Below are 26,945 nucleotides of genomic sequence, written 5' to 3'. Positions count from 1 at the left end.
CGGCGGCCGGGCCGCCCGTTACCGAACGGTACCGTCCCCGGCCGCTGTTGTGTGAACGGCCGGGGAGGCCGAGAGGTGCCCGTGGCCGGATCCGGATGCCACGCAAAAGGTACCGAAGGGCTGCTACTGGCCCACTTCGCCGTACGCGGCGAGCAGTACCGCGGGGTCGGGGCCCTCCAGTACGGTCGGCTTGCCGAGCCCGTCGAGGACGATGAAGCGCAGCAGGTCACCGCGGGACTTCTTGTCGACCTTCATCGTCTCGAGCAGCTTGGGCCACTGGTCGTAGCGGTAGGTCAGCGGCAGACCGACCGATTCGAGGACCGTGCGGTGCCGGTCGGCCGTCGCGTCGTCGAGGCGGCCCGCCAGACGGCCGAGTTCGGCCGCGAAGTGCATGCCCACGGAGACGGCGGCACCGTGCCGCCACTTGTAGCGCTCGTTCTTCTCGATGGCGTGCGCGAGAGTGTGCCCGTAGTTGAGGATCTCGCGCAGGCCCGCCTCCTTGAGGTCGCCCGAGACGACCTCGGCCTTGACCTTGATGGAGCGCTCGATGAGCTCGGCGGTGTGCGGCCCGGCCGGCGTACGCGCCGCCTGCGGGTCCGCCTCGATGAGCTCCAGGATCACCGGGTCGGCGATGAAACCGGCCTTGATGATCTCCGCGAGCCCGGAGACGTAGTCGTTCACGGGGAGCGAGTCGAGCGCCGCCAGGTCGCAGAGGACCCCGGCCGGCGGGTGGAAGGAGCCCACCAGGTTCTTGCCCTCGGCGGTGTTGATGCCGGTCTTGCCGCCGACCGCCGCGTCCACCATGCCGAGCACGGTGGTCGGCACGGCGATCCAGCGGACCCCGCGCAGCCAGGTCGCGGCCACGAACCCGGCGAGGTCGGTGGAGGCACCGCCGCCGACGCCGACGATGACGTCGCTGCGGGTGAAGCCGGACTGGCCGAGCGCCTTCCAGCAGTACGCCGCGACCTCGGCGGTCTTGGCCTCCTCGGCGTTCGGCACCTGGATGGCGACGGCCTCGTACCCCTGGTCGGCGAGGTCCTGGCGGAGCGCCTCGCCGGTCTCGGCGAGCGCCTCGGGGTGGATCACGGCGACCCGCTTGGCCTGGTCGCCGATGAGGCCGGGCAGCTCACCGAGGAGCTGCCGACCGACCAGGACCTCGTACGGATCCGTGCCGGCGGTACCACCGACGTGGATACGGGTGGGGGTCTGCTCCGTCGTCATGCTTCCTTCAACTCCAGTGCGTCGAGGACCGCCTGGGCGACCTCTTCGGGGGTGCGGCCGTCGGTGGCGACGACCGCGCGGGCGACTTCCGCGTACAGGGGGCGGCGGGCCTCCATCAGCTCGCGCCACTGCTTGCGCGGGTTGACCGCGAGCAGCGGGCGCGCCTGGTTGAGCCCCGTGCGCTTGACGGCTTCCTCCACGTCCATCGAGAGGCAGACGACGGGGTGCTCGCAGAGCAGCGCGCGCGTCGACTCGTCGAGGACGGCGCCGCCGCCGAGCGCGAGGACACCGTCGTGCTCCCCGAGGGCGGTGGCGACGGCGGCCTGCTCCAGGCCGCGGAAGTACGCCTCGCCCTCGTCGACGAAGATGTCGGAGATCTCCCGGCCCTGCGCGGTCACGATGTCGGCGTCGGTGTCCCGGAACGAGACGCCGAGACGGTCGGCGAGCAGCTCGCCGACCGTGGTCTTGCCCACGCCCATCGGGCCGACGAGGACAATGCGCGGACCGCTCACCGGATCTGCAGGTTGTCGAGGTAGGACCGCACGTTGCGCCGCGTCTCGGGCACGCTGTCCCCGCCGAACTTCTCCGTCACCGCGTCGGCCAGGACCAGCGCCACCATGGCCTCGGCCACGATGCCCGCCGCCGGAACCGCGCACACGTCGGAGCGCTGGTGGTGGGCCTTCGCCGCTTCGCCCGTGGCCACGTCGATGGTCGCGAGCGCCCGCGGCACCGTAGCGATCGGCTTCATCGCCGCCCGTACGCGCAGCAGTTCACCCGTGGTCAGCCCGCCCTCGGTACCGCCGGAGCGGCCGGAGGTGCGCCTGATGCCGTCCTCGGTGGTGACGATCTCGTCGTGCGCCTTGGAGCCCGGCACGCGCGCGAGGTCGAAGCCGTCGCCGACCTCGACACCCTTGATCGCCTGGATGCCCATGAGCGCGGCAGCGAGCCGGGCGTCGAGCCGCCGGTCCCAGTGCACGTGCGAGCCGAGCCCGACCGGGACTCCGTAGGCGAGCACCTCGACGACGCCGCCCAGGGTGTCGCCGTCCTTGTGGGCCTGGTCGATCTCCGCGACCATCGCCTTCGACGCGTCGGCGTCCAGGCACCGGACCGGGTCGGCGTCCAGCTTCTCGACGTCCGCGGGGGTGGGGTAGACGCCGTAGGGCGCCTTCGCGGCAGCCAGCTCGGTGACGTGCGAGACGATCTCGATCCCGGCCGTCTCCTTCAGGAACGAGCGGGCCACCGCACCGAGCGCGACGCGCGCCGCGGTCTCGCGGGCGGAGGCGCGCTCCAGGACGGGACGGGCCTCGTCGAAGCCGTACTTCTGCATCCCCGCGAGGTCGGCGTGGCCCGGTCGGGGCCGGGTCAGCGGGGCGTTGCGGGCCAGGTCGGCGAGGATCTCCGGATCCACCGGGTCGGCCGCCATGACCTGCTCCCACTTGGGCCACTCCGTGTTGCCCACCATGACCGCGATCGGCGAGCCCATGCTCAGTCCGTGCCGCACGCCGCCCAGGAACGTGACCTCGTCACGCTCGAACTTCATCCGCGCACCGCGGCCGTACCCCAGCCGCCGCCGCGCCAGATGATCCGCCACCATCTCCGTCGTGATCGGCACGCCGGCGGGAAGACCCTCCAGCGTCGCGACAAGCGCGGGTCCGTGCGACTCCCCCGCGGTCAGCCAACGCAACCTGCTCAACGGTGTGCTCCTCATGCTCGCGCCTCGAACTGCGGTCTTCGACGGCGCGGCCGGGTGCGCGGCCCTGGCCCGCCACCACCGATCCTCCCACGAGCCGAGGCGTGACCCGGCGTCCGGTCCAACTGACGGACGCCCTCGGCCGCGCCTCGACCACGGCGCGACCAGGGATTCACCGTGCGGCGAGCGCGCGCTCCCCCGCCTTGCGCATGGCGGCGAGCGGCGCGGGGGCGCGGCCCGTCATCTGCTCGACCTGGAGCACGGCCTGGTGGACGAGCAGGTCGAGGCCGCTGACGACCGCCCCGCCGTACGCCGACCAGCGCGCCGCGAGGTCGGTGGGCCACGGGTAGTACAGCACGTCGAAGAGGGTGGCGGGCCGCTCCGGCACCAGGCCGGCCAGCGGGTCCGTGGTGCCCGCCGGGGTCGTGGCGATCACCAGGGGCGCGGTCAGCGCCTCGCGGGCGTCTTCCCAGGCCTCGGTCCTGACCTCCACGTCAAGCCGCTCGCCCCACTGCCGCATCTCGGCGGCGCGGGTGTCGCTGCGGACGTAGACGACGACCTCGCCCGTGCAGATCCGGGCGAGCGCGGCCAGCGCGGAGGACGCGGTGGCGCCGGCGCCGAGGATCGCGGCGGACTCGACCTGCTCGATGCCGTGTTCGTGGAGCGCGGCGACCATGCCGGGGATGTCGGTGTTGTCGCCGGTGCGCCGCCCGTCGGCGCCGAACACCACCGTGTTCACCGCCTCGACGGACGCCGCGGTCTCGCTGATCTCGTCGAGCAGCGGCATGATCGCCCGCTTCAACGGCATCGTCAGCGAGAGCCCCGCCCATTCGGGACCGAGCTTCTCGACGAAGTCGGGCAGCGCCGCCTCGTCGATCTCGAAACGGTCGTACGTCCAGTCGCCGAGACCCAGCTCCTCATATGCCGCACTGTGCAGCACCGGGGAGAGTGAATGGGCGATCGGGGAGCCGAGGACTGCGGCTCGTCGCTTCTGCGCGCTCATTGCCCCTTCAGGTATTTCTCGCGGTTCCTGTTCTGTTCCTCGTTCGTTTCGGCGAAGAGTGTCTTGTCCTCGCTGACGGAGACGAAGTAGTACCAGTCGCCCTTGGCGGGATGCAGTGCCGAATTCAGCGCGACCTCGCCCGGGTTTCCGATCGGCCCGGGCGGCAGGCCCTTGATCTTGTACGTGTTGTAGGGGTCCTGGAGCTTGCGGAGGTCGTCGACCGAGCCCGTCGCCAACTCGGACTTCCCGCGCAGGTAGTTGACCGTCGAGTCGAAGTCCAACAGGCCGTACGTCTCGGTGTTGTTGGGCTTGAGACGGTTGTAGACGACCGTGGCGACCTTCTCGAAATCGTGCTTGTACTTGCCTTCGGCCTGGACCAGGCTCGCCACGGTGAGAAGTTCGAGCGGGTTCTTGAGGTTCAGGTCCTTGGCCTTCGAGGCGAGGCCGAGCTCATCGTACTTCTCCGTCGCGTGGGCGACCATTTTCTTGAGGACGTCAGCGGGCTTCTGACCCTTGGCGACCGGATAGCTGGAGGGATAGAGGAATCCTTCCAGGGGGTCCTTGACGTCCTTGTTCGTATTCGCCCAGGCAGGAAGTCCGAGACTCCGCCATTCCTTCTTGGCGACGTTTTCCGTGGTGCCCTTGGCCACCTTGAGGCGGCTGTCGATCTGCTCGTAGACCCATACATTCCGCCGGCCCTCGGGAATGATGAGATTGCTGCGGCTCTTCGGACTGAGCATCAGCGCGACGGCGCTCTTGGCGGACATGTGCTTCTTGAGCGTGTAGACGCCCGACTGAATGGACTGCCCGTCCGGGTGCTGCCCCTGGGCGGAGACGAACGCGTCGACGCTCTTGACGACGCCCGCGTCCTTGAGCTTCTGCCCGATCGCGTAACCGCCGGAGTCCTTGGGGATGTCGACGACGGCCGTCCCCGACCCCTCGCCCGCGAAGTCCGGCGCCGTGCCGAAACGATCCTGATAGAACTGGTAGCCGAAATAGCCGACGCCGCCGAGGCCGCCCGCGAAGACCAGGGTGACGACCAGACAGGCGCAGCCGTTGCGGCGCTTCTTGGGCTTCTTTCCGCCACGGCCTCGACGGTCCCCTCGGCCGCCACGGCGGCCGGGCTCGTCGTCGTCATCGGAGTCGTCGCCCGCGAAGAACGCGTGCTCGCCCTGGTCGGGGCCCGGGTCCCAGTCGGCCTCGGACTCGGGGGCGGGGGGTGCGGCCGGGCGTCGGCGACCGGGCGGCTCCGGCGGCGAGTAGGCGTCGGGCGTGGAGTAGTAGTCGTGGCTCTCCGAGCCGTATCCGGCCTGCTGGCCGGCGTAGGGGTCCATCGGGTCCGTGCCGTAAGGGACCTGCCCCTGCTGACCGGTGTCCCAGCCACCGTTGTAACCCTGGCCCTGACCCTGACCTTGGCCCTGGCCCTGGCCCTGGCCGCCGTCGTACCCCTGGTCCGAACCACCGTTGTAGCCCTGACCCGGGTCTCCGTCGTACTGCTGCTGACCGCCGTACTGCTGATGCTGTTCGTAGGCCTGCTGCTGCCCGGTGCTCCAGTCACCGCCGTACGGGGACTGGTGCGGCGGCGCCTGCTGATGCTGGTGCGGCTGCTGAGGGTGGTACTGCCCCTGGCCGCCGTAGGTGGACGTGCCGCCCGCGGGCTGCTGTCCTCCCCATCCGCTGTCCCCGTACAACGGGTCCTCCGGATGCCACGGTTCGGAGCCTGGGCCCCGGCCATACTCAGTCATCGATCCCCTACATGCCGCGAGGCGGGGCCGCCGTCTGGATGGCCGGGCAACCGTTCCGCCTCTTGATGCTGTGCGGCAGCTGTTCGAACACCGCCGCATCGCGCGGAACGTTACCGTATCGCGATCAGATGACCACTTCGACGCCCTCGCCGGGAGCTTTACCTGACGCCCGTTCGGACTCCAGGGCCTGCTGAAGGATGATCACGGCCGCCGCCTGATCGATGACAGACCTGCCCTTTTTGGACTTCACGCCGGAGGCGCGCAGTCCCTGACTGGCCGTCACTGTGGTCATCCTCTCGTCCACGAGCCTCACCGAAATGGGGGCGACCATGCGGGCGAGGTCCTGGGTGAACGCGCGGACCTTGGCGGCCGCCGGACCCTCGCCCCCGTTGAGGGAGCGAGGGAGGCCGACGACGATCTCGATCGGCTCGTACTCCTCGGCGAGCTGCTTCAACCGGCGCTGCGCCGCCGGGACGTCGCGTCCCGGCACCGTCTCCACCGGCGTGGCCAGGATCCCGTCGGGGTCGCACGAGGCGACCCCGATCCGGGCGTCACCGACGTCGATGGCGAGCCGACGACCGCGGCGCATGCCCTGTGCAGGCTCGGTCATCAGGCCGTCTCGGTGACGAGGCGCTCGACTGCGGCGATGGCCTCGGGCACCGCGGCCGCGTTCTGGCCGCCGCCCTGGGCGACGTCCGGCTTGCCGCCGCCACCGCCGCCGAGGGTCTTGGCCGCCGTACGGACCAGGTCGCCGGCCTTGAGGCCGCGCTCACGGGCGGCTTCGTTGGTGGCGATGACCGTCAGCGGGCGGCCGTTGGCCGTGGCGAAGAGCGCGACGACGGCCGGGCGGTCGCCCTGGATGCGGCCGCGCACGTCGAGGACCAGCTTGCGCAGGTCGTCGGCGCCCGTGCCGTCCGGCACCTGGCCGGTGACGAGGGCGACACCGCGTACGTCCTTGGCGGACTCGACCAGACCGGCGGCGGCCTGGAGGACCTTCTCCGCGCGGAACTTCTCGATCTCCTTCTCGGCGTCCTTCAGCTTGGCGAGCATGCCGGAGATCTTCTCGGGGAGCTCCTCCGGACGGCCCTTGACCAGCTCCTGGAGCTGGGCGACGACCGTGTGCTCCTTGGCGAGGAAGTTGTACGCGTCGACGCCGACCAGCGCCTCGATGCGGCGCACGCCGGAGCCGATGGAGGACTCGCCGAGGAGCTTCACCAGACCCAGCTGGGCGGTGTTGTGGACGTGCGTACCGCCGCACAGCTCCTTGGAGAAGTCGCCGATGGTGACGACGCGCACGCGCTCGCCGTACTTCTCGCCGAACTCGGCGATGGCGCCCTGCTTCTTGGCGTCGTCGATCGACATGACCTCGGCCTGGACGTCCAGTTCCCTGGAGAGCACCGAGTTGATCTTCTGCTCGACATCCGTCATCACGGCCGTGGGCACGGCGGACGGCGAACCGAAGTCGAAGCGGAAGCGGCCGGGCTGGTTCTCGGAACCGGCCTGGGCGGCCGTCGGGCCGAGCGCGTCGCGCAGCGCCTGGTGGGTGAGGTGCGTGGCGGAGTGGGCACGGGCGATGGCGCGGCGGCGGTGGGCGTCGATGGTCGCCCACACCGGGGCGCCGACGGTGATCTCGCCGACCTGGACGACGCCCTTGTGGACGTGCACGCCGGGCACCGGCTTCTGCACGTCGCGGATCTCGACGACGGCGCCGCTGTCCAGGCGGATGCGGCCGGTGTCGCCGATCTGGCCGCCGCCCTCGGCGTAGAACGGGGTGCGGTCGAGGACGATCTCGACCTCGTCGCCCTCGGTGGCGGCGGGCGAGGAGACGCCGTTGACCAGCAGGCCGACGATCTGGGCCTCGTTCTCGGTGAGGGAGTAACCCGTGAAGTCCGTGGCGCCGGAGGCGTCGGCGATCTCGCGGTAGGCGTGCAGGTCGGCGTGGCCGGTCTTCTTGGCCCTGGCGTCGGCCTTGGCGCGGTCCCGCTGCTCCTTCATGAGGCGGCGGAAGCCGTCCTCGTCCACAGAGAGGCCCTGCTCGGCCGCCATCTCCAGGGTGAGGTCGATGGGGAAACCCCACGTGTCGTGCAGCAGGAACGCCTTGTCGCCGGAGAGGACCTTGCCGCCGGCGGCCTTGGTCTCGGTGACGGCGGTGTCGAGGATGTTCGTGCCGCCCTTGAGGGCCTTGAGGAAGGCGGCCTCTTCGGCGAGGGCGACGGTCTCGATGCGCTTGCGGTCGGTGATGAGCTCCGGGTACTGCTGGCCCATCGTCTCGATCACGACGTCGACGAGATCCTTGACGACCGGGCCTGTGGCGCCGAGCAGACGCATGTTGCGGATGGCGCGGCGCATGATGCGGCGCAGCACATATCCGCGGCCCTCGTTGCCGGGGGTGACGCCGTCGCCGATGAGCATCGTGGACGTACGGATGTGGTCGGCGACCACGCGCAGGGAGACGTCCGAGCCGTGCTCCGCGCCGTACCGCACGCCGGTGAGCTCGGTGGCCTTGTCCATGACGACGCGCAGGGTGTCCGTCTCGTACATGTTCTGTACGCCCTGGAGGATCATGGCGAGACGCTCGAGGCCGAGGCCCGTGTCGATGTTCTTCGACGGCAGCTCGCCGAGGATCGGGAAGTCCTCCTTGCCCTCGCCCGCGCCGCGCTCGAACTGCATGAAGACCAGGTTCCAGATCTCCACGTAGCGCTCGTCGTTGACGGCGGGGCCGCCCTCTTCGCCGAACTCGGGGCCGCGGTCGTAGTTGATCTCGGAGCACGGACCGCAGGGGCCGGGCACGCCCATGGACCAGAAGTTGTCCTTCTTGCCCAGGCGCTGGATGCGCTCGGCGGGAACGCCGACCTTCTCGCGCCAGATCTGCTCGGCCTCGTCGTCGTCGAGGTAGACCGTGATCCACAGGCGCTCGGGGTCGAGGCCGAAGCCGCCCTTGTCGACCGGGCTGGTCAGCAGCTCCCAGGAGAGCGTGATGGCGCCCTCCTTGAAGTAGTCGCCGAAGGAGAAGTTGCCGCACATCTGGAAGAACGTGCCGTGGCGGGTGGTCTTGCCGACCTCTTCGATGTCGGGCGTGCGCACGCACTTCTGCACGCTGGTGACGCGCGGCGCGGGCGGCTTGACCTCACCCAGGAAGTAGGGCTTGAACGGCACCATGCCGGCCGGGACGAGCAGCAGAGTCGGGTCGTCCGCGATGAGCGACGCCGAAGGGACGACGGTGTGCCCGCGCTCCTCGAAGAAGCTCAGCCAGCGGCGGCGGATTTCAGCCGACTCCATCAGTGGTCCTCATTCCGGTTGTACTGCGTCTTCTTGTACTGCGTCTTCTTGTACTGCGTCTTCATGTCGTTCTTGCTGCTGGGGCTCTCGATGACCGCGTAGCGAGGCGGGGCGGGCAGCTCGGCGTCGGGGTGGTCCCGCAGCCCCAGCACCTCGCCCAGTTCGGCCTCGCGCTCGGCCATGCCGTCGCGGATGTCGAGCGCGAAGTCCTTCAGGCGGTGGCCCGTCTCGATCGCCTTGTTCGCCGCCTGCGCGGCGAGGCTCTCGGGGGTCAGCTGCTTGAGCTTGCGATTGACCTTGGTGGTGGCCCATACGCCGGCGGCTGCGCCCGCGGTGAACCAGAACGTACGGCGGAACATCGCTGCGTCAGTCCCTCTTACTCCGGTTGGCCCGCTTGGTCCGGCGCGCGGACGGGACGGTGCGGCCCACGATCACCGTACGACGGGACGGCTTGGCGGGCATGTCCTTTGTCTCGGGGGCGGCCTTGCGGCTGATGGCCCTGCGCACGCCGTATCCGAACGCGGCCACCTTGACCAGCGGGCCGCCGAAGGTCGAGGCGACCGTGGTGGACAGCGCCGACGCGTTCGACGTGACCTCCTGGACGTCGGAGGCGATGGCGTCGACACGGTCGATCTGCGTCTGCGCCGAGCGCACCGCAGTGGAGGCGTCCGCCAGGAGGGGGACCGCCTGCTCGGTCACGTCCGCCACGAGCTTGGTGGTCGCCCTGAGCGTCTGGGCCAGCCTCGCCAGTGCCACCGCGAGGAAGGAGACCAGGATCGCCCAGAAGACGGCCACCAGGACCCCGGCAACCTCTCCACCGGACACTTGGCACCGCTCCCTGAATCTCGTCCCTGAACTTCGTACCCGAACATCGAAAAGTCGTCCTCCGACCCTATCGCGCCGGGGGCGTCGCTCCGTACCGCATTCCCCGCCGTTTGCCCAGGAGTTACCCGAGGAGATTGTACGGACCGCATACGACTGAGTACGCTCCGTACCCCATGCGACCTTCTCAGTCCGGCAACCTTCCCCTGGAACTGAACGCCTTCGTCGGGCGCGGGACCGAACTCGCCGAGCTGGCCACCGCGTTGGAGGCAGGGCGGCTGGTCACGGTGACCGGGGTCGGCGGCGTCGGCAAGTCCCGGCTGGCCGCGCGGGCCGCGGCGAGGAGCCGGCTGCGCGACGGCGCCTGGCTGGTGGATCTCACGGCGCTGCGCGACCCGGACCTGCTGGAGCACGCGTTCGCCGAGGCCCTGGAGCTGACGGACCACACGAAGCGGCCCCCGCGCCAGGTGCTGCTCGGGCACCTCGCGGAGCGGGAGCTGCTCCTCGTCGTCGACGGCTTCGAGCCCCTCGTCGACGCCTGTGCCGCACTGGTGCGCGACCTGCTGGTGCACTCCCCCGGTCTGCGGGTGCTCGCCGTGGGGCGCAGGCCGCTGGAGACCGAGGGCGAACGGCTCCTGCCCCTCGCGCCGCTGCCCGGCCCCGACGCGGCCGCGCTCTTCACCGACCGGGCGACGGCCGGGCTGCCCGGCTTCGCCGTCGACGACGGCAACCGCTCGGACGTCATGGAGCTGTGCCGCCGCCTCGACGGGATTCCGCTCGCCGTGGAGCTGGCCGCGGGGCGGCTCCGGGCGCTCTCGCCCGCCCAGCTGCTCGCCCGCCTCGACGACCGGTTCCGGCTGCTCACCGGCGCCCGGCGCGACGCGCCGGCGCGCCACCAGACGCTGCGGACGGCCATCGGCTGGAGCCACGAGCTGTGCGCGCCGCGGGAGCGGCTGCTGTGGTCGCGACTCTCGGTGTTCGCCGGACCGTTCGACCTGGAGGCCGTCGAGTACGTCTGTGCCGGGGACGGCCTGCCCGCCGAAGACGTGCTCGACGTCCTGGACGAGCTTCTCGCGCAGTCCGTCCTGAACCGCGAGGAGGGGCCCGCGGGCGTGCGCTACCGCATGCTCGACACGGTCAGGGCCTATGGGGCCGACTGGCTGGAGGCGGCGGGCGAGGGCGCGCGGCTGCGGCGCAGGCACCGCGACTGGTACATGGGGCTCGCCACCTGGTGCGAGCTGGACTGGTTCTCGCCGCGCCAGCCGGAGGTCGCCGCGCTCGTCGACGCCGAGCTGCCGAATCTGCGGGCCGCGCTGGAGTTCTGTCTGACCGAGCAAGACGAGGCCCATCTGGGGCAGTACCTCGCCGGCACGCTCTGGTTCTACTGGGCGGGCTGCGGCCGGCTCGCGGAGGGCAGGCACTGGCTCGACCGGGCCCTGGAGCTCGACGGCGGGCACGACGACTCGCGGCTCAAGGCGCTGTGGGTGCTCGGTTATGTGGCGGTGCTGCAGGGCGACGCCGTCGCCGCGCTGGCCGCGCTGCACGAGTGCCGTGACGGCGCGGAGCGCACGGGCAGCGCGATCGCCGCGGCGTACGCGGAGCACCGCATCGGCTGTCTGGCCCTGGTCACGGACGACCTGCCGCGCGCGGAGACGCTGCTGCGCTCGGCCCTGGAGCAGTACCGGAAGATCGGTGAGCTCAACAGCAATGTCCTGATGGGGCAGGCGGAGCTGGCCATGGCGCTGGCCTTCCGCGGCGAGCTCGGCGTCGCGGTGGAGCTCTGCGAGGACGTACGCCGTGTCTGCGAGGACCACGGCGAGCGCTGGACCCTCACGTACGCGCTCTATGTCCTCGGCTACGCGGCGTGGACCCGCGGTGAGGCGCAGAAGGCGCGGGAGCTGCTCGTGGAGTCGCTGGACCTCGACCACCGTTTTCACGATCTGCTCGGCACGGTCCTCTGCATCGAGCTGCTGGCGCTGTTCACCGCGACGGAGGGCGACCCGACGGAGGCGGCGGTGCTGCAGGGCGCGGCGTCCCGCATCTGGACCTCGGTGGGTCTGCCGCTGTTCGGCTCGGTGCATTTCGGCGGGCCGCACGTGCTGTGCGAGCGGCAGGCCCGCGAGGAGCTCGGCGACGAGCGGTACGAGGAGTGTGTGCGGGCCGGTGCGGAGCTCGAGCTGGACGCGGCGGTGACCCGTGCGATGCGCAGCGGCCCCGGAAACGACCGAACCCGCCGCCTGCCCCGCCAGGAAGGGCGGGGAGGCGACGGGCTGCAGCAGGGTGAGCTACGTCCGGGTCAGCGGGCGTAGTACTCGACGACGAGCTGCTCGTCGCAGATCACGGGGATCTCCTTGCGGTTCGGGTCGCGGTCCAGGCGGAAGGCCAGGGCCTTCAGGTTCACCTGGAGGTAGCGCGGGATCTCGCCGTCGGGGGCGAAGCCACCCTCGCGCGCGACCTGGAACAGCGGCTTCTCGCGGCTGCGCTCGCGGACCATCACGACGTCGTCGGGACGGACGCGGTACGACGGCTTGTCGACCTTGCCGCCGTTGACCTCGATGTGGCCGTGCACGACCATCTGGCGGGCCTGGTAGATCGTGCGGGCGATGCCCGAACGCAGAACCAGGGCGTCGAGACGACGCTCCAGCTCGATGACCAGGGCCTCACCGGTCTTGAGCTGCGTCTTGGAGGCACGCTCGTAGGCGCGAACCAGCTGGCGCTCGGACAGGTCGTACTGCGCGCGCAGACGCTGCTTCTCGAGCAGACGGACCTTGTAGTCCGAGTTCTGCTTGCGCCCACGGCCGTGCTCGCCCGGCGGGTAGGGGCGGGCCTCGAAGTACTTGACGGCCTTCGGGGTCAGCGCGATGCCGAGGGCACGCGACTTCTTGACCTTGGGGCGGGACTGGTTCGGCATGAACCAACCTCTCTGTTCTCTGTGAAATCGGCTTCACCAGTGGTTAGGGGAGGTCGCATCCGCAGCCTGGGAAACCTCGTGGGCCGGGCTCGAAAGCCGTGGCTCCTGAGGCAGCCGCTCCCTGGTCTGGGCACTATGTGCAGCACGCGAGTGGCCCACCGACCGATTCCCGGGGCTCCGAGGTGGTGGTGGGCTGCCCGCGACACCTTCGACGGTGCGCGACGCTCCTGGATCCCCCTTGCCTCGCGGCGGTGGGGGTTCCGGCTGGATGTCCCGCTCTGGTGGTGCCGGTACGAGACCGGACACGGGACGCAGCACTTCGGGCAAGTGTACCGGGTGCGGCACGGTGCCTCAGCCCGGGCCCTTTCGGCTAGCTCTCGGGCTGCTCGCCCTTGAGGCGGGAGCGGACCCGCTCGACCACGTCGGCGTACCGCGCCTCCGCTCCGTACCTCGTGGGCTGGTAGTAGCGCTTGCCCTCGATGGTGTCCGGTGCGTACTGCTGGGCGGCGATGCCGCCGGGGACGTCGTGCGGGTACACGTACCCCTGGGCGTGGCCCAGCTTGGCCGCGCCCTTGTAGTGGCCGTCGCGCAGGTGGGGCGGGACGGGTCCGGCGAGGCCGCCGCGGACGTCGGCCTGGGCCTGCTGGATGGCGATCGTCGCGGCGTTCGACTTGGGGGCGAGGGCCAGGGCGATCGTGGCGTGGCTGAGGGTGAGCGCGGCCTCCGGGAAGCCGATCATGGCGACGGCCTGGGCGGCGGCGACCGCGGTCGGCAGTGCCGTCGGGTCGGCGAGGCCGATGTCCTCGCTGGCGGAGATCATCAGGCGCCGGGCGATGAAGCGGGGGTCCTCGCCGGCCTCGATCATGCGGGCCAGGTAGTGCAGGGCGGCGTCGACGTCCGAGCCGCGGATGGACTTGATGAGGGCACTCGCCACGTCGTAGTGCTGGTCGCCGTCGCGGTCGTACTTCACCGCGGCCCGGTCGACCGACTCCTCCAGGGTCTGGAGGGTGATCTCCCGCTCGCCCTTGGCGAGGGCCGAGCCCGCGCCCGCCTCCAGCGCGGTGAGCGCGCGCCGGGCGTCACCGCCCGCGATGCGCAGCAGGTGCTCCTCGGCCTCCGCGGGCAGTTCGACCGCGCCCGCGAGACCCCGTTCGTCGATGAGCGCCCGGCGCAGCAGAGCTCGCAGGTCGTCGTCCGTGAGCGGTTCGAGGGTGAGGAGCAGGGAGCGGGACAAGAGCGGGGAGATGATCGAGAAGTACGGATTCTCGGTGGTCGCCGCGATCAGTGTGACCCAGCGGTTCTCCACGGCGGGCAGCAGGGAGTCCTGCTGGGCCTTGCTGAAGCGGTGGATCTCGTCGAGGAAGAGGACGGTCTCCTTGCCGTGGCCGCCCATCGCCCTGCGGGCGCCGTCGATGACGGCGCGCACTTCCTTCACGCCCGCGGTGATCGCGGAGAGCTCGACGAAGCGCTTGTTCGTGGCCTTCGAGACGACGTACGCGAGAGTGGTCTTGCCGATGCCCGGCGGGCCCCACAGGAAGACCGACGAGGGCCCGGCGGGGCCCCCGCCTCCCTCGCCGACGAGGCGGCGCAGGGGCGAGCCCGGCTTCAGCAGATGTTGCTGGCCGACGACTTCGTCGAGGGTACGCGGGCGCATCCGGACGGCCAGGGGACTGCTGGACGGGTCCTTCTCCTGGCGGTCTTCGGCTGCGGCGGTGAACAGGTCGGGCTCCACGTCAAGAACCCTATGTCACCCCACTGACAATCCCCCCGGGCGCCGGTCAGGCCCAGAGGTCGGCGCCCCAGCGGGTGAGGATCAGCATCGCGATGACGCCGGTGTGCATCACGGGGAGCGCCCAGGTGAAGTCGGCGAGGAAGCTCTTGGCCCAGTCCGGTGCGGGCAGGAATCCGGCCCGGATGTTGGAGGACGTGACGTACCAGAAGATCAGGAGCGTGACGATCCAGGCGAGGGTGCACCAGAGGCAGAGCGCGTTGATGTGGTAGAGCGACTGGATCATCAGCCAGGTGCAGAAGCCGACGCCGAAGAGCGCGCCCGCGTTGAACGTCAGCCAGTACCAGCGGGGGAAGCGGGCTCCCGCCAGCAGGCTCATGCCGACGCAGACCACCATGCCGTAGGCGACGAGGCCCAGCATCGGGTTGGGGAACCCGAAGACCTCCGCCTGCTCGCTCTTCATGATGCTGCCGCAGGCGACGACGGGGTTGATGCTGCACCCCGGCTGGAAGTTCGGGTCCTTCAGGAGCTCGAACTTGTCGATGGTGATGACCCAGGAGGCGAGCAGCCCGGCGGCGCCCGTGATCACCAGAAGCAGGGCGAGCGCGCGGCTTGTGCCGACGGCACCGGGAGCGTGCGCGCGCTCCCGCTCGTCCGGGGCGCCGTCCTTCGCTGAGATCGTTTTGCTCATCACGCCGTTCCGTCGCTCGAGGTGTCCGTGGGCACGCACATTGTGCCGTACGCGCCTGTGTGTCCACCGTGCGATGGACACAAGCAGGCACGGACGAAGGACGGAGGGGGCGAGGCGCTACTTTCCGAGCCGGTCCTTGAGGACCGTCACGATGTCGTCCACCGCCACCGCGTCCTGCTCCCCCGACTCCATGTCCTTGAGCTGGACGACGCCCTCGGCGAGGTCACGTTCACCGGCGACGACGGTGAAGCGCGCGCCACTGCGGTTGGCGTTCTTCATCGCCCCCTTGAGGCCCTTCCCGCCGTACGAGAAGTCGGCAGGGACGCCCGCCTTGCGCAGCTCCGTCACCTTGGCGAAGAGGACGCGGCGCGCCTCGTCGCCGAGCGGCACCGCGAACACGCTGGTGGCGGCGGGCAGTTCGAGCTCGACACCCTCCGCCTCCAGGGCGAGGACCGTGCGGTCCACGCCGAGCGCCCAGCCGACCGAGGGCAGCGAGGGTCCGCCGATCATCTCGGACAGGCCGTCGTAGCGGCCGCCGCCGCCGACCGCGGACTGCGAGCCCAGGCCGTCGTGGACGAACTCGAAGGTGGTGCGGGTGTAGTAGTCCAGGCCGCGGACGAGCTTCTCGTCGTCCTCGAAGGCGACGCCCGCCGCCGTGATCAGCTCGCGGACCTGCTCGTGGTACGCCTTGCACGCGTCGCACAGGTGGTCGCGCAGCGAGGGCGCGCCCACCAGCTGCTTCTGGACGTCGGGCCGCTTGTCGTCGAGGACCCGCAGCGGGTTGATGTCGACACGTCGACGTGTCTCCTCGTCCAGGTCCAGGCCGCGCAGGAACTCCTGCAGCGCGGCGCGGTAGACGGGACGGCACTCCTTGTCGCCCAGCGAGTTGAGCAGGAGGCGGAAGTTCCGCAGGCCGAGCGTGCGGTACGCCTGGTCGGCCAGGATGATCAGCTCGGCGTCGAGCGCCGGGTCCTCGGCGCCGATCGCCTCGGCGCCGACCTGGGAGAAGTGCCTGTAGCGGCCCTTCTGAGGGCGCTCGTACCGGTAGTACGAGCCCGAGTACCAGAGCTTGACCGGGAGGTTGCCCGCCTTGTGGAGGTTGCCCTCCAGTGCCGCGCGCAGCACGGAAGCGGTGCCTTCGGGGCGCAGCGCGAGCTCGTCGCCGCCCTTGGTGGTGAAGGCGTACATCTCCTTGGTGACGATGTCGGTGGACTCACCGACACCGCGCGCGAAGAGCTCGACGTTTTCAAAGCCGGGCGTCTCGATGTAGCCGTACCCGGAGTTGCGCAGCGGCGCGGCGATCGCCTCGCGCACCGCGAGGAACTTCGCGGAGTCGGGCGGAAGCAGGTCGTACGTGCCCTTGGGGGCCTTGAAGGTGCTCACGGGAGTTCTCTCGTCACATTCCTCGTCGCGGGGCGGACGTGTCGTCCGGACCCAGGCCGGCGGCCACCTGCCGCAGATACGGATTGGTGGCGCGCTCCTGGCCGATGGATGTCTGGGGGCCGTGGCCGGACAGCACCACGGTCGAGTCGTCGAGCGGCAGGCACACGCGGGCCAGCGACTCGAGGATCTCGGGGTGGCTGCCGCCGGGCAGGTCGGTGCGTCCGATGGAGCCGGCGAAGAGCAGATCGCCCGAGAAGAAGACCGAGGGGATCTCGGCCGTCTCGGGCATCTGGAAGGTCACCGACCCCTTCGTATGGCCCGGCGCGTGCGCGACGGAGAAGTCGAGACCCGCCAGCTTCAGCCCTGCGCCGTCGGTCAGCTCGCGCAGATCGTCGGGCTCGCCCACGGTCAGCTCACCCATGAGCGGCATCCCGATGGAGCGGCCGAGGGCCTTCTCGGGGTCGCTCATCATGTACCGGTCGGAGGGGTGGATCCACGCGGGTACGTCGTGCGCTCCGCACACCGGGACGACCGAGGCGACGTGGTCGATGTGGCCGTGGGTGAGGATGACCGCGACGGGCTTGAGCCGATGCTTCTGAAGTGCGTCCTCGACTCCCTGGGCGGCCTGGTGGCCCGGGTCGATGATCACGCACTCCTCGCCTGCGGCGGGGGCGACCAAGTAGCAGTTGGTGCCCCAGGCCCCGGCGGGGAACCCGGCAATCAGCACGATCGTCCTTCATTCGTCGTCCGGCGGGAGGCGGCCGCGGGCCCCCGGCGGGAGAACGCGGCAGATCAGAGCCTACCGGCGCTGCCGATTCCACAGGTAACCCATATACGGTACGGGGCACTACGGGGCGCATGCACGGACATGCGCGGGAGAAGGGGAGAAGAGCCGGTGGTCAGCCAGGAACAGCGGCGCAAGCAGCTCGCCCGGGAGAAGATGGTGCGCCAGCAGGAGCGGCGGGAGGCCGCGCGGCGCAGGGCACGGGCGCGCAAAGCGGTGATCGCGGGCGCCCTCGCGGTGATCGTGGCGGGCGGCGCCGTGTCGTACGCGGCGGGAGCCTTCGACGGGGACGACACCAAGAACGACGCGAGCGCGCAGCCCAGCAGCGCGCCGAAGGACCCGTGCGCGAAGGCGGCGCCCGGCAAGGTGAAGCCGCTCAGCTTCGCGAAGGAGCCGGCGCTCACCGTCGACAAGTCCGCCGACTACACGATGGACCTGAAGACGACGTGCGGTGACATCGGCCTCGACCTGGACGCGGCGAAGGCCCCTCACACCGTCAACTCCTTCGACTTCCTCGTGAACAAGGGCTACCTCGACCACACCAAGTGCCACCGCCTGACCACGGGCGGCATCTACGTGCTCCAGTGCGGCGACCCGAAGGGCACCGGCAAGGGCACTCCCGGCTACAAGATCCCGGACGAGAACCTGAAGGACAAGCGCCTGAAGGGGAACGTGTATCCGGCGGGCACGGTCGCGATGGCGAACCAGTACGACGCCCGGACGAAGAAGGGCAGGGACACCGGCGGCAGCCAGTTCTTCCTCGTCTACCAGGACAGTCAGCTGCCGCCCGACTACACACCGTTCGGGACCATTTCCGATTCCGGGATGAAGGTCCTGAAGAAGATCGCCGCCGCCGGCGAGAGCACCGGGCGGGGCGACGGCGCCCCGAACGCGACGGTCGTCATCGACAAGGCCACCGTCACCAAATCCTGAGCGCCGCCAGGCAAACTTCGGTCGTGCGGGATGCGGACAGCCGCCCCGCCGGTCGCCTATGTTGGCGGTGACGAAACTGTGGACGATGCCGGGGGCCCCGAGGCCCTGCGCAGGCATCATGTGGAGGAGGCGCTGTGAGCAGCGACCCGTGGGGCCGCGTCGACGAGACGGGGACCGTGTACGTGCGTACGGCCGACGGCGGCGAGCGAGTGGTCGGTTCGTGGCAGGCAGGATCTCCGGACGAGGCCCTGGCCTACTTCGAGCGCAAGTACGACGGTCTGGTCGTCGAGATCGGACTTCTCGAGCGCCGGGTGAAGACGACCGATCTGTCGGCCAAGGACGCGATGACCGCCATCGACCACCTGCGCCAGCAGGTCGACGAGGCGCACGCGGTCGGTGATCTGGACGCCCTGAGCAAGCGGCTCGACAAGCTGGTGGAGACCGTCGAGGCCCGCCGCGAGGAGCGCAAGGCGCAGAAGGCCAAGCAGTCCGACGAGGCGCGGCACGCCAAGGAGGCCCTGGTCGTCGAGGCCGAGGAGCTGGCCCAGAGCGAGCAGTGGCGGGCGGCCGGCGAGCGGCTGCGGGCCCTGGTGGACACCTGGAAGGGTCTGCCGCGCCTCGACCGCAAGTCGGACGACGAACTGTGGCACCGCTTCTCGCACGCGCGCTCGGCGTTCTCCAAGCGCCGCAAGGCGCACTTCGCCTCGCTGGACGCGCAGCGCGAGGAGGCCCGCAAGGCCAAGGAGAAGCTGGTCGCCGAGGCCGAGGCGCTGTCGAACTCGACGGACTGGGGCCCGACGGCCGCGCGGTACCGCGAGCTGATGACCGACTGGAAGGCGGCGGGCCGCGCCCAGCGCGAGCACGAGGACGACCTCTGGAACCGCTTCCGCGGCGCCCAGGACGTCTTCTTCGCGGCGCGCAGCGCGGTCTTCGCGGAGCGCGACGCCGAGCAGGGCGAGAACCTGAAGCTCAAGGAGGAGCTGGCCGCCGAGGCCGAGAAGCTCGTCCCGGTGACGGATCTGAAGACGGCCCGTGCCGCGTTCCGGTCCATCAACGAGCGCTGGGAGGCCATCGGCCACGTGCCGCGTGACGCCCGCCCGAAGGTCGAGGGCCGGATGCACGCCGTGGAGCGGGCGCTGCAGGAGTCCGAGGAGACCGAGTGGCGCCGGACGAACCCGGAGGCACGCGCGCGTGCCGAGGGTCTCACCGGTCAGCTGCAGGCGGCGGTCGACAAGCTGACCGAGCAGATCGAGAAGGCGCGCGCCGCGGGTAACAACGCCAGGGCCGACAAGCTCCAGAAGGAGCTGGACGGCCGCCAGGCGCTGCTCGACCAGGCGCTGAAGGGGCTGCACGAGTTCGGCGGCTGACACCGCGTACACGTCAGGAGGGCCCGGCCAGTGGATTCCACCGGCCGGGCCCTCCTGCTCGTCCGCCGCTCAGGAGCCCGCCCGCACTCCCCCGTGCTCGGCGATGTCGAGCGCGTGCTTGAGGACTTCGCAGGCCTGGATGTGGTTGCCGGACTCCTGGAGCAGGTCGGCGAGCCTGCGGCAGACCAGGACGGCCTCGGGCCCGTACACCTTGTGCACCTGCTGGAAGGCGAGTTCGAGGACCTCGATGGCCTCGCGGATCTGGCCGGTCTCGGCGAGCAGCTCGGACAGTTCCAGCTGTACGGCGAGGAGTTCGCCCCGGCCGTCGCTGACCTGCTCCTGAAGGGCGAGGCGCAGCACGGGCAGCGCGTCCCGGGTGTTGCCCTCGGCTCGCAGCATCCGGGCCACGTTGAGTCCGGTGGCGACCATGGCCGCGCGTACGTCGGTCGCGAGGACCGGTCCCGCGGGGGTGTTGCGGGTGGCGCGGGCCCTGTTGCGCGCGAAGGGGAGCCTGCCGACGCCGTTCTCCTGGGAACGCTGGGGCAGCGGCCGGTTCTTGGCGCGCAGCCGCTCCTCGAGAACCTGGTAGAGCGTCTCCAGGTCGATCAGTTCGGGGCCTTCGGGGACGCCGCTCCGCAGCACGGCCAGCAGCTCCCCGGTGAACGCGGTGTAGCGCTCCCCGTCCGGGGCGAGGGCCACACGGTCGCGGGGCGACGCGGTGAGGACATAGGCCCCGTCGACGGCGGCCTGGGCGGCGAGCACCTCGCCGCCGGACAGCGTGCGCGCGGCCCGGCCGCTGAAGCAGCAGTCCAGTACGACGATCTTGCGCCGGGCGCGGGACCCCCGCAGCGCCGAACGAAGGTGCTGGTAGGCGACGGCGGTGTACCCCATGGCGTCCCGGGAGTCGCCGAGCGCGAGGTACAGGTCGGCGGACTCGGAGTCGCGCATGCCGTGTCCCGCGTAGTACACGATCAGCGTGTCCGTGGCCTCGTCGGCCGCCTGGTGCACGGGGTCGAGCATGCCGGGCGCGCTCTGCGGATCGGTCACGACGGCGCAGTGCTGGACGGGGAGCCCCCAGACGGTGGCGTCGCACAGCTCCGCCGCCAGGTCCACCACGTTGGCCTCGACGGCCGGTAGTTGGGGCAGGTGACGGTAGGAGGCGGTGCCGATGAGGACGGCTCTGGAGCGTGCCGGGTCAGGAAGGACCGCCGTCATCGGCCGCGCCCCCTTCGCCGCCCTCCAGGGCCGCCATGACCCGCCGCAGCGTCTCCTCGTCGCCCGCCGCTTCCGGGGTGAGTTCCACGCGGAGGTCGCCGCGGCTCAGGACGAGGGCCGGCGCGCTGCGGCGTGAGAGCTGCCACTGGAGCACCGAAATGACGAGCGCGGCCGTGGAGAGGGAGCTGGTCAGGGCGAGTTCGAGCACATCGAAGCCGGTGCCCATGTGGCCGGACGGGGCGGGCGCGGCCGCCGTGATCCTGCTGCGGAGGTGCCCCGCGAGCGACTCGTCCTCGCGCAGCCAGCCCGCCAGGGACCGCAGTTCGTCCTCGGGCCCGGAGCCGGCGCCTGCCTCCGGTACCTCCACCAGCAGTTCGGTCACGGCTCGCTTCCTCTCCTGCGGTCCGTATGACGGTTGATCCGGGCCAGCAGCTCGACCGCCTTGTCGCCCGCGCCGAGGCGTGCGAGGCAGACCGCCTGCCAGTACTGACTGGTGAGCGTGGTCGGGTGGGCGGGGCCGAGCGACGAGAGGCAGACGGGCACCACGACCGCCAGCATCTGCGCGGCCTCCTGCAGTTCGCCGCGGAGCACCAGGTTGACCGCCTCGCGCTGGCGGGACAGGGCGTTCTGCGGGGTCATGCTGCTGAGCACGATACGGCGGGTGGCGTCGCTGAGTGTCGGCGGGTGCAGGGGGTCGGCGCGCTCGGCCCTGGGGTGGGGCACGGCCTCGTCCCAGTCGTACTCCGGCTCCTCCTCGATGTCGTCGGCGAGGTCCGGGGGCGGGACGAGAGCGCGTATGGCGTCGTCCCGCAGCTGGCCGGCCAGGAGCGCGGCGAGGGTCTCCCTGCCGTCCTCCGTCTGCCGTTGGAGCAGCGCCTCCGTCTCGGCCGTGCGGGCCGGGCGGTCGGCGGGGTCCTGCGCGCAGAGCCGGTCGACCAGGTCGAGGAGCTCGGCGGGGGGTGTCAGGAGACGGCCGTTGAGGCGGGGGACGCCGTCGCCCAGCGCGCGTTCCACGATGGCGCCGTAGTCCACCGTGCCGTCGCCGAAGGGGAGTTCACCGGTGAGCATGAGGTACATGCAGGTGCCGAGGCCGTAGAGGTCGGCGGCCGGTGAGGGCGTCACGCCCTTGATGGCCTCGGGAGCCATGAACTGCGGGGTGCCGACGAGCTCGCCGGTCCTGGTGATCGCGCGCTCTCCGGCGAGCCTGGCGAGACCGAAGTCGTGCAGGATGACGTGGCCGTCGCGGTTGATCCCGATGTTGGAGGGCTTCACGTCACGGTGCAGGACCCCCGCCTCGTGCGCCGCGGCGAGGCCCCGCACCACGTCGAGGGCGATCTGCGCGACGACGGGCGTCGGCAACGGACCGGTCCGGGTCACGAGGTCGGCGAGGCTCAGGCCTTCGAAGACCTGCATGACGAGGTACGGGGTCCCGCGGACCACCCCTGCGTCGTACAGCGTGACGACGCCCGGGTGGTCGATCCGGGCGAGCGCCTGCGCCTCGCGGAGGAACCGCTCCCGCCCTTCCCGGTCCTCGGCGAGGCCCGCGACGGCCGTCAGTATCTTGACGGCCACGCGCCGCCCGAGCCGGGTGTCCTCGGCCTCGTGGACCACGCCCATGCCACCGCGGCCCAGCTGGCCGAGCAGCCGGTAGCGCTCGGCGAAGAGCGCCTCAGGCGCCGGTCCGGTGCCCGGCGCCGCGCTGTCGTCCATGGCCCTCCCCCGTGTTCCGCCCGGTCAGGGCCTGCGGGCCGACGTCACCCGGTACACGTCGTACACGCCTTCCACTCCCCTGACCGCCTTGAGTACATGCCCCAGGTGCTTGGGGTCTCCCATCTCGAAGGTGAAGCGGGAGGTGGCGACGCGGTCGCGCGAGGTCTGCACGGCCGCCGACAGGATGTTCACGTGCTGGTCCGAGAGGATGCGCGTGACGTCCGACAGGAGACGCGAGCGGTCCAGGGCCTCGACCTGGATGGCGACCAGGAAGACCGACGACTGGGTGGGCGCCCACTCGACCTCCAGGATCCGCTCGGGCTCACGCGAGAGCGAGTCCACGTTCACGCAGTCGCTGCGGTGCACCGATACACCGCTGCCGCGCGTGACGAAGCCGATGATCGGGTCGCCGGGGACGGGCGTGCAGCAGCGGGCCAGCTTGACCCACACGTCCTCGACGCCCTTGACGACGACGCCCGGGTCGGCGTTGGAGCGGCGCTTGCTGCGCCCGCGCGAGGGCGGCGCGCTCTCGGCGATGTCCTCGTTGGCGGCCTCCTCGCCGCCGAGTGCCTGGACGAGCTTCTGCACGACGGACTGCGCGGTGACGTGGCCCTCACCGATCGCCGCGTACAGCGAGGAGATGTCGGGGTAGCGCATCTCGTGCGCGAGCGTGACGAGCGAGTCGCCCGTCAGGATGCGCTGGATCGGCAGGTTCTGCTTGCGCATGGCGCGCGCGATGGCGTCCTTGCCCTGCTCGATCGCCTCGTCGCGGCGCTCCTTGGAGAACCACGCGCGGATCTTGTTGCGCGCCCGGGGCGACTTGACGAAGCCGAGCCAGTCGCGGGAAGGTCCCGCGCCGGCCGCCTTGGAGGTGAAGACCTCCACCAGGTCGCCGTTGTCCAGGGTCGATTCGAGCGGTACGAGACGGCCGTTGACCCGCGCCCCTATGGTGCGGTGGCCGACCTCGGTGTGCACCGCGTACGAGAAGTCGACGGGGGTGGCGCCCGCCGGGAGCGCTATGACGTCGCCCTTCGGCGTGAACACGAAGACTTCGTTGCGGGACAGGTCGAAGCGCAGCGATTCGAGGAACTCGCTCGGGTCCTCGGTCTCCTTCTGCCAGTCCAGGAGCTGGCGCAGCCACGCCATGTCGTTGAGGTGGTCGTCCTTGCCGCCGGCCTTCCTCGGCACGTCGGTGCGGACCTTGGAGGCACCGGCGACGGCCTCCTGCTTGTACTTCCAGTGCGCGGCGATGCCGTACTCGGCGCGGCGGTGCATGTCGAACGTGCGGATCTGTAGCTCGACGGGCTTGCCGTTGGGGCCGATGACCGTCGTGTGCAGCGACTGGTACATGTTGAACTTGGGCATCGCGATGTAGTCCTTGAACCGGCCGGGGACCGGATTCCATCGCGCGTGGACGGTGCCGAGTGCGGCATAGCAGTCGCGGACCGTGTCGACGAGGACGCGGATGCCCACCAAGTCGTAGATCTCCGCGAAGTCACGGCCGCGGACGATCATCTTCTGGTAGACGCTGTAGTAGTGCTTCGGGCGGCCGGTGACGGTCGCCTTGATGCGGGCGGAGCGGAGGTCGGCCTGCACCTCGTCGGTCACTATGGCGAGGTACTCGTCGCGCTTGGGGGCGCGCTCGGCGACCAGGCGCACGATCTCGTCGTACATCTTGGGATAGAGGATCGCGAAGGCGAGGTCCTCCAGCTCCCACTTGATGGTGTTCATGCCCAGGCGGTGCGCCAGCGGAGCGTAGATCTCCAGGGTCTCGCGGGCCTTCTTCTCCTGCTTCTCGCGCTTGAGGTACCGCATGGTGCGCATGTTGTGCAGGCGGTCGGCGAGCTTGATGACCAGGACGCGGGGGTCCTTGGCCATGGCGACGACCATCTTGCGCACGGTCTCGGCCTGCGCGGCCTCGCCGAACTTGACCTTGTCCAGCTTGGTGACGCCGTCGACGAGCAGCGCGACCTGGTCGCCGAAGTCGCGCTTGAGGGTGTCCAGGCCGTACTCGGTGTCCTCGACGGTGTCGTGCAGGAGCCCGGCCATCAGGGTGGCGGGGTCCATGCCGAGCTCGGCGAGGATGGTCGTCACGGCGAGCGGGTGCGTGATGTACGGGTCGCCGCTCTTGCGCTTCTGGCCGCGGTGCCAGCGCTCGGCGACCTGGTAGGCCCGCTCGATCTGCCGCAGCGTGGACGTCTCGATCTTGGGGTCGTTGCTGCGCACTATGCGCAGCAGGGGCTCCAGGACCGGGTTGTACGGGTTCGAGCGCTGGACGCCGAGGCGGGCGAGCCGGGCCCGGACGCGGTTGGAGGAGCCGGAGCGCGCGGGCTGGCCCGTGGCGGGCCGGATCGCGGGGGCCGTCGGATGGTGGTCCGCGGGCGGCTTGGGGCGGGGCTGCTCGGCCGGCTTGTCGCCCCGGGCGACCTCTCCCTGGGCGCGCTGCGCGGACGTGCCGCCCTGCCCGCCTTCTGCCTTCTTCGCGGGCGCGGCTGAGCCCGCCGAGGCCTGCTGGGCCTTCTGCGCGGCCTTGGCGGCGGTGAGTGGCTGGGACTCGTCTGGCAAGAGCGCTCCCTGTGCGCGATCGGGGTCCCCCGGTCAGGCCCCGAAGAGTCCATGGTATCGATCCCGGGCCATCCGCTCGCCTTCGGCCGGTGAGACAGCCCTGTACAGGAGGAACACGAGGGACGTACGCCGGATTCCCGGGGCCGTCCGGAGCGGGAACCCGCCAGAACGACGACGGGCGTCCCGGTGGTGACCGGAACGCCCGTCGTGCTGTGCCGAGGGCCGCGTCAGACGGTGATCAGCGCCTCGAGCGGTGCCCCGCCGAGCGCCTGGGCCAGTTTCCGGCGGCCGTCGAGGAAGCCGAGCTCCATGAGGACCGCGACACCGGCCACCTCGGCGCCCGAGCGGCGGATCAGGTCCAGCGATGCCGCCGCGGTGCCACCGGTGGCGAGGACGTCGTCGATGACCATGACACGGTCGCCCGTGTCCAGGTCCTCGGCGTGCACCTCGATCTCGGCGCTGCCGTACTCCAGGTCGTAGCTCTGCTTCAGCGTCGCTCCGGGGAGCTTGCCCGCCTTGCGTACGGGGATGAAGCCGAGCCCTGCGCGGAGCGCGACGGGAGCACCGAGGATGAAGCCGCGGGCCTCCAGGCCGACGATCTTCGTGGCGCCGTGCCGCACGCTGAGGTCGGCCAGCGTCTCCGTGAGCGCGGAGAACGCCACCGGGTCGGCGAGCAGCGGCGTGATGTCCTTGAACATCACGCCCGGCACCGGGTAGTCCGGGACGTCACGGATGCGGCTGAGCAGCAGCTCCGTGACGCCTGCGAGCTCGGTCATCGGCGCTTCCCGGAAGGACGGCCCTTGCCGCGGCCGCGCGAGGCGGGCTGGGTGCGGGGGCCGACGACGGCCGGGGTGGCGTCACCGACGACGGCGTCCTGCGACTCCTCGCCATCGGCGGGCTCCTGCTCCGGTACGGACTCCCCCTTGGCGGCGGCCGCAGCGCGCTTGGCGAACACCCGCTTCTTGAGAGCCTTCATCTGCGGCTCGCGCTCCTTGAAGTCGGCGACGAGCGGCGTGGCGATGAAGATCGAGGAGTACGCGCCGGCCGCGAGGCCGACGAACAGCGACAGCGAGATGTCGTTGAGCATGCCGGCGCCCAGGACACCGCCACCGATGAACAGCAGGCCCGCCACCGGGAGCAGCGCGACGACCGTGGTGTTGATCGAGCGCACCAGGGTGCCGTTGATGCTGCGGTTGGCGAGTTCGCTGTAGGTGTGCCCGGTCTGCTTGGTGATGTCCTTCGACTGCTCCTTCAAGCTGTCGAAGACCACCACCGTGTCGTAGAGCGAGTAACCGAGGATGGTCAGCAGACCGATCACCGTGCCCGGCGTGACCTCGAAGCCGACCAGCGCGTACACACCCACGGTGATGGTGATGTCGTGGATCAGCGCGATCAGTGCCGCGAGGGCCATGCGCCACTCGAAGGCGATGGCCAGGTAGACCACCACGAGCACCATGAAGATCGCCAGGCCCTGCCAGGCCTTGTTGGCGATCTGCTCACCCCAGCTGGGGCCCACCAGGTCGGCGTTGATGTCGCCGGCCTTGACGTCCAGGTCCTCGGCGAGCGCCTTCTTGATCTGGTCGGACTTCTTGATGTCCACGCCGGCGATCTGGATGCGCATACCGCTGTCGCCCAGCTTCTGGACGATCGCGTCGTGGCCGGACGCCTTCTCCGCGGACTCCTCGGCCTGGGAGACCGAGACGCTGGTCTTCGGAGTGTTGAAGACGGCGCCGCCCTCGAACTCGATGCCCATGTTCAGGCCGCGCACCGCCAGGCCGACGATGGCCACGATGGTGATCAGTATCGAGATGCCGTACCAGATCTTGCGCTTGCCGACGAAGTCGTAGCCGACCTCACCGCGGTAGAGCCTGGCGCCGAGATTGCCGAGCTTCGACAT

23 protein-coding genes are annotated in these 26,945 nt (G+C 70.6%); 3 read left to right on the top strand and 20 right to left on the bottom strand.

The features are described 5' to 3' along the window. Positions 1–123: 123 nt before the first annotated feature. The 9 genes from aroB to AB0N81_RS28380 form a co-directional block, all read right to left on the bottom strand. Complete coding sequence (gene aroB / locus AB0N81_RS28420) at positions 124–1,221, bottom strand: 3-dehydroquinate synthase (RefSeq protein WP_365363164.1); 1,098 nt, start codon at positions 1,219–1,221, stop codon at positions 124–126. Next, entirely contained in the window at positions 1,218–1,733 is a 516-nt protein-coding gene (locus AB0N81_RS28415; RefSeq protein WP_365363162.1) for a shikimate kinase, read from the bottom strand. Before AB0N81_RS28415 ends, aroB begins: the two co-directional genes overlap by 4 nt. Beyond that, positions 1,730–2,914 (bottom strand): chorismate synthase, encoded by a 1,185-nt coding sequence (gene aroC, locus AB0N81_RS28410; RefSeq protein ID WP_365363159.1) that lies wholly within the window; start codon positions 2,912–2,914, stop codon positions 1,730–1,732. The genes AB0N81_RS28415 and aroC overlap by 4 nt, the downstream gene beginning before the upstream one ends. 169 nt (positions 2,915–3,083) lie before the next feature. Further along, positions 3,084–3,914, bottom strand: a complete 831-nt coding sequence (locus AB0N81_RS28405; RefSeq protein WP_365363157.1) for a shikimate dehydrogenase — start codon at positions 3,912–3,914, stop codon at positions 3,084–3,086. After that, positions 3,911–5,659: an endolytic transglycosylase MltG gene (gene mltG, locus AB0N81_RS28400; RefSeq protein ID WP_365363155.1), complete on the bottom strand. Its 1,749-nt coding sequence runs from the start codon at positions 5,657–5,659 to the stop codon at positions 3,911–3,913. The genes AB0N81_RS28405 and mltG overlap by 4 nt, the downstream gene beginning before the upstream one ends. A 124-nt stretch (positions 5,660–5,783) precedes the next feature. Further along, positions 5,784–6,248, bottom strand: coding sequence for a Holliday junction resolvase RuvX (gene ruvX / locus AB0N81_RS28395; protein ID WP_365363368.1), 465 nt, complete (start codon positions 6,246–6,248; stop codon positions 5,784–5,786). A 20-nt stretch (positions 6,249–6,268) separates the two neighbouring features. Beyond that, positions 6,269–8,938: an alanine--tRNA ligase gene (alaS, locus tag AB0N81_RS28390; RefSeq protein WP_365363153.1), complete on the bottom strand. Its 2,670-nt coding sequence runs from the start codon at positions 8,936–8,938 to the stop codon at positions 6,269–6,271. Next, positions 8,938–9,297 (bottom strand): DUF6167 family protein, encoded by a 360-nt coding sequence (locus tag AB0N81_RS28385; RefSeq protein WP_365363151.1) that lies wholly within the window; start codon positions 9,295–9,297, stop codon positions 8,938–8,940. The genes alaS and AB0N81_RS28385 overlap by 1 nt, the downstream gene beginning before the upstream one ends. A gap of 7 nt (positions 9,298–9,304) precedes the next feature. Then, positions 9,305–9,763: a DUF948 domain-containing protein gene (locus AB0N81_RS28380; RefSeq protein WP_365363148.1), complete on the bottom strand. Its 459-nt coding sequence runs from the start codon at positions 9,761–9,763 to the stop codon at positions 9,305–9,307. A 173-nt stretch (positions 9,764–9,936) separates the two neighbouring features. On the opposite strand from AB0N81_RS28380, the gene AB0N81_RS28375 reads away from it, so the two are divergent. Beyond that, positions 9,937–12,069, top strand: a complete 2,133-nt coding sequence (locus AB0N81_RS28375; protein ID WP_365363146.1) for an AAA family ATPase — start codon at positions 9,937–9,939, stop codon at positions 12,067–12,069. Here the strand turns inward: AB0N81_RS28375 and rpsD are convergent. The 5 genes from rpsD to AB0N81_RS28350 all read right to left on the bottom strand — a co-directional run bounded on the left by rpsD (position 12,057) and on the right by AB0N81_RS28350 (position 17,201). Next, positions 12,057–12,671 carry a 30S ribosomal protein S4 gene (gene rpsD / locus AB0N81_RS28370; protein ID WP_125511570.1) on the bottom strand — a complete coding sequence of 205 codons (615 nt, stop codon included), beginning with the start codon at positions 12,669–12,671 and terminating at the stop codon, positions 12,057–12,059. The two genes, AB0N81_RS28375 and rpsD, sit on opposite strands and share 13 nt — an antisense overlap. Positions 12,672–13,041: 370 nt before the next feature. Next, the gene (locus AB0N81_RS28365) at positions 13,042–14,403 is read right to left on the bottom strand and encodes a replication-associated recombination protein A (protein ID WP_365363144.1); all 1,362 of its coding nucleotides are present in this window, start codon (positions 14,401–14,403) and stop codon (positions 13,042–13,044) included. A 46-nt stretch (positions 14,404–14,449) separates the two neighbouring features. Then, complete coding sequence (locus AB0N81_RS28360) at positions 14,450–15,091, bottom strand: vitamin K epoxide reductase family protein (protein ID WP_365363142.1); 642 nt, start codon at positions 15,089–15,091, stop codon at positions 14,450–14,452. Between the two features lie 117 nt (positions 15,092–15,208). Further along, complete coding sequence (hisS, locus tag AB0N81_RS28355; protein ID WP_365363140.1) at positions 15,209–16,474, bottom strand: histidine--tRNA ligase; 1,266 nt, start codon at positions 16,472–16,474, stop codon at positions 15,209–15,211. 13 nt (positions 16,475–16,487) lie between these two features. Then, positions 16,488–17,201: an MBL fold metallo-hydrolase gene (locus AB0N81_RS28350; RefSeq protein ID WP_365363138.1), complete on the bottom strand. Its 714-nt coding sequence runs from the start codon at positions 17,199–17,201 to the stop codon at positions 16,488–16,490. A gap of 168 nt (positions 17,202–17,369) precedes the next feature. Between AB0N81_RS28350 and AB0N81_RS28345 the strand changes: the two genes are divergently transcribed. Then, positions 17,370–18,191 (top strand): peptidylprolyl isomerase, encoded by an 822-nt coding sequence (locus tag AB0N81_RS28345; RefSeq protein WP_365363136.1) that lies wholly within the window; start codon positions 17,370–17,372, stop codon positions 18,189–18,191. A 134-nt stretch (positions 18,192–18,325) separates the two neighbouring features. Continuing rightward, on the top strand, positions 18,326–19,558 hold the full coding sequence (locus AB0N81_RS28340) for a DUF349 domain-containing protein (RefSeq protein WP_365363134.1): 1,233 nt from the start codon (positions 18,326–18,328) through the stop codon (positions 19,556–19,558). 69 nt (positions 19,559–19,627) lie between these two features. On the opposite strand, the gene AB0N81_RS28335 is transcribed toward AB0N81_RS28340, so the two are convergent. The 6 genes from AB0N81_RS28335 to secF all read right to left on the bottom strand — a co-directional run bounded on the left by AB0N81_RS28335 (position 19,628) and on the right by secF (position 26,945). After that, positions 19,628–20,773 carry a caspase family protein gene (locus tag AB0N81_RS28335; protein WP_365363132.1) on the bottom strand — a complete coding sequence of 382 codons (1,146 nt, stop codon included), beginning with the start codon at positions 20,771–20,773 and terminating at the stop codon, positions 19,628–19,630. Then, positions 20,754–21,155, bottom strand: coding sequence for a hypothetical protein (locus AB0N81_RS28330; RefSeq protein ID WP_365363130.1), 402 nt, complete (start codon positions 21,153–21,155; stop codon positions 20,754–20,756). The genes AB0N81_RS28335 and AB0N81_RS28330 overlap by 20 nt, the downstream gene beginning before the upstream one ends. Continuing rightward, a complete protein-coding gene (locus tag AB0N81_RS28325; protein ID WP_365363128.1) occupies positions 21,152–22,483 on the bottom strand; it encodes a serine/threonine-protein kinase in 1,332 nt (443 codons plus the stop codon). Before AB0N81_RS28325 ends, AB0N81_RS28330 begins: the two co-directional genes overlap by 4 nt. A 24-nt stretch (positions 22,484–22,507) precedes the next feature. Continuing rightward, complete coding sequence (locus AB0N81_RS28320; RefSeq protein ID WP_365363126.1) at positions 22,508–25,048, bottom strand: bifunctional (p)ppGpp synthetase/guanosine-3',5'-bis(diphosphate) 3'-pyrophosphohydrolase; 2,541 nt, start codon at positions 25,046–25,048, stop codon at positions 22,508–22,510. A 227-nt stretch (positions 25,049–25,275) separates the two neighbouring features. Continuing rightward, positions 25,276–25,824, bottom strand: coding sequence for an adenine phosphoribosyltransferase (locus AB0N81_RS28315; RefSeq protein ID WP_365363124.1), 549 nt, complete (start codon positions 25,822–25,824; stop codon positions 25,276–25,278). Then, on the bottom strand, positions 25,821–26,945 hold the full coding sequence (secF, locus tag AB0N81_RS28310; protein WP_365363122.1) for a protein translocase subunit SecF: 1,125 nt from the start codon (positions 26,943–26,945) through the stop codon (positions 25,821–25,823). Before secF ends, AB0N81_RS28315 begins: the two co-directional genes overlap by 4 nt.

It is taken from the genome of Streptomyces sp. NPDC093510 (assembly GCF_040683555.1).
Lineage (GTDB): Bacteria > Actinomycetota > Actinomycetes > Streptomycetales > Streptomycetaceae > Streptomyces.
Note: the sequence above shows the minus strand (reverse complement) of the source record. Positions and strands in the feature narration are given on the sequence as shown.

What these genes read in the sequence shown, in the direction of transcription:
- aroB (WP_365363164.1), bottom strand. Translation starts at nt 1,221, where the DNA reads ATGACGACGGAGCAGACCCCCACCCGTATCCACGTCGGTGGTACCGCC.
- AB0N81_RS28405 (WP_365363157.1), bottom strand. Translation starts at nt 3,914, where the DNA reads ATGAGCGCGCAGAAGCGACGAGCCGCAGTCCTCGGCTCCCCGATCGCC.
- mltG (WP_365363155.1), bottom strand. Translation starts at nt 5,659, where the DNA reads ATGACTGAGTATGGCCGGGGCCCAGGCTCCGAACCGTGGCATCCGGAG.
- ruvX (WP_365363368.1), bottom strand. Translation starts at nt 6,248, where the DNA reads ATGCGCCGCGGTCGTCGGCTCGCCATCGACGTCGGTGACGCCCGGATC.
- alaS (WP_365363153.1), bottom strand. Translation starts at nt 8,938, where the DNA reads ATGGAGTCGGCTGAAATCCGCCGCCGCTGGCTGAGCTTCTTCGAGGAG.
- AB0N81_RS28385 (WP_365363151.1), bottom strand. Translation starts at nt 9,297, where the DNA reads ATGTTCCGCCGTACGTTCTGGTTCACCGCGGGCGCAGCCGCCGGCGTA.
- AB0N81_RS28375 (WP_365363146.1), top strand. Translation starts at nt 9,937, where the DNA reads ATGCGACCTTCTCAGTCCGGCAACCTTCCCCTGGAACTGAACGCCTTC.
- rpsD (WP_125511570.1), bottom strand. Translation starts at nt 12,671, where the DNA reads ATGCCGAACCAGTCCCGCCCCAAGGTCAAGAAGTCGCGTGCCCTCGGC.
- AB0N81_RS28360 (WP_365363142.1), bottom strand. Translation starts at nt 15,091, where the DNA reads ATGAGCAAAACGATCTCAGCGAAGGACGGCGCCCCGGACGAGCGGGAG.
- AB0N81_RS28335 (WP_365363132.1), bottom strand. Translation starts at nt 20,773, where the DNA reads ATGACGGCGGTCCTTCCTGACCCGGCACGCTCCAGAGCCGTCCTCATC.
- AB0N81_RS28325 (WP_365363128.1), bottom strand. Translation starts at nt 22,483, where the DNA reads ATGGACGACAGCGCGGCGCCGGGCACCGGACCGGCGCCTGAGGCGCTC.
- AB0N81_RS28315 (WP_365363124.1), bottom strand. Translation starts at nt 25,824, where the DNA reads ATGACCGAGCTCGCAGGCGTCACGGAGCTGCTGCTCAGCCGCATCCGT.
- secF (WP_365363122.1), bottom strand. Translation starts at nt 26,945, where the DNA reads ATGTCGAAGCTCGGCAATCTCGGCGCCAGGCTCTACCGCGGTGAGGTC.